The sequence below is a fragment of the Archangium sp. genome (assembly GCF_036388035.1).
Classification (GTDB): domain Bacteria; phylum Myxococcota; class Myxococcia; order Myxococcales; family Myxococcaceae; genus Archangium.
Map to the genome: position 1 here is coordinate 1 of NZ_DASVSO010000427.1, position 1,615 is coordinate 1,615.

Sequence of the window (1,615 nt, forward strand, 5' to 3'; positions counted from 1 at the left end):
CAGGCGCGCACCTGCTCGCGCAGCTTCTGCGGATCAAAGGGCTTGTCCACGCGCTCGTTCTCGATGCGGTCCATGAAGGAGCGCGCCGCGGGCGTGAAGGCACCTCCGGTGAGGAACACCATCCGCTGCGCCACCGTCGGCGCCGCCGTCGTCAGCTCGGCGTGCACCTCCATGCCCGTCAGGTCCGGCATCATCAGGTCGCAGAGGATGACGTCCACCTCCTGCCCCTTCGGACCCAGCAGCATCGTCAGCGCCTGACGGGAGCTCGTCACCACCTCCACGTCGTGCTCGCGCGCCAGCGTCCGCCGCACCGCGGAACTCACCATCACATCGTCATCCACAATCATCACTCGGCCACGCACGCGTGCACTCTCCTGCTGTTCCTGCTGTACCGGACGCATTCCCGAGGCGACGGGCGCCGCCGCTGCCCCCAGTGTCACACGAACCACGGTCCCCTTGCCCGGCTCGCTCTCCACGGCGATCTCCCCGCCCATGGCGCTGATGAATCGATGACACAGCGCCAGCCCCAACCCCGTACCCACACCCACCGGCTTGGTGGTGAAGAAGGGGTCGAAGATGCGCCCCATCACCTCCGCGGGGATGCCACACCCAGTGTCTCCCACCTCCGCCACCACCCGCGCTCCGTCGCGCCGCGTCACCAGCCGCACCTCGTGACGCGCCGCATGTCCCTCGGGGAAGGCCTGCGCGGCGTTGATGATGAGGTTGAGGAACACCTGCGCCAGGCGCGACTCGTTGCCGTCCACCCAGGCGAAGTCCCCGTACTCCTTCACCAGCCGGGCCCGCGGGCGCAGCTCGTTGGCCGCCAGCTTCGCCGCCGAGTCCAGCACCGCGTGCAGGTCCACCGGCCCGCGTGCCTCCTCGTCGCCGCGGGAGAACGTCTTCAGGTCCTGGACGATGCGCCGCACCCGCTCCGCGCCGTGCAGGGCCTCGCGCAGCGCCCGATCCATGTCCTCGAGCCGCTTGCCGCCCGGCGTGCCCGCGGGCAGCTCCCGTCCCAGCAGGGCCGCCTCCGCGTTGGCGAACTCCAGGTTGGACACGATGTAGGCCAGCGGGTTGTTGATTTCGTGGCCCACGCCCGCGGCCAGCGTGCCCACCGCCGCCATCTTCCCCGCGTGCACCAGCTGGGACTGGGCCTGTCGGAGGGCGCGCAGGTTCTCGTCCAGCTCGCGGTTGGCCGTGGCCAGCTCGCGCGTGCGCTCGTCCACGCGCGCCTCCAGCCAGCGCTCGCGCGCCTTGAGCCGGCCCACCCGCAGCGCGTACAGCCCCGAGCCCACCGCCCCCACGCCCAGCACGCACAGCGCGTAGAACCACAGCGTCTGGTGGAAGCGCGGCACGAGCGTCAGCTCCACCATGGCGCCGGGCTCCGTCCACACCGCGTCCCGGTTGGCCGCCGTCACCTCGAAGCGGTAGGTGCCCGGGGGTAGGTTCGTGTACGAGATGGCACGCCGCTCCTCGGCGTCCACCCACTCCGGGTCATGGCCCACCAGCCGGTAGCGCAGGGGCACCCGGGTGGAGTCCCCCAGCGAGAGCGCGGTGAAGCGGAACTCCACGTCCCGCTGGCCCGGCTCCAGCACCAGCCCGCCCGAGAGCCGCA

General features: G+C 71.3%; 1 protein-coding gene. It reads right to left on the reverse strand.

Going from position 1 to position 1,615, the window contains the following annotated elements; translation table 11 throughout:
• The coding region (locus VF697_RS17210) for an ATP-binding protein (RefSeq protein ID WP_331096322.1) at nt 1–1,615 on the reverse strand (1,615 nt) is incomplete at both ends.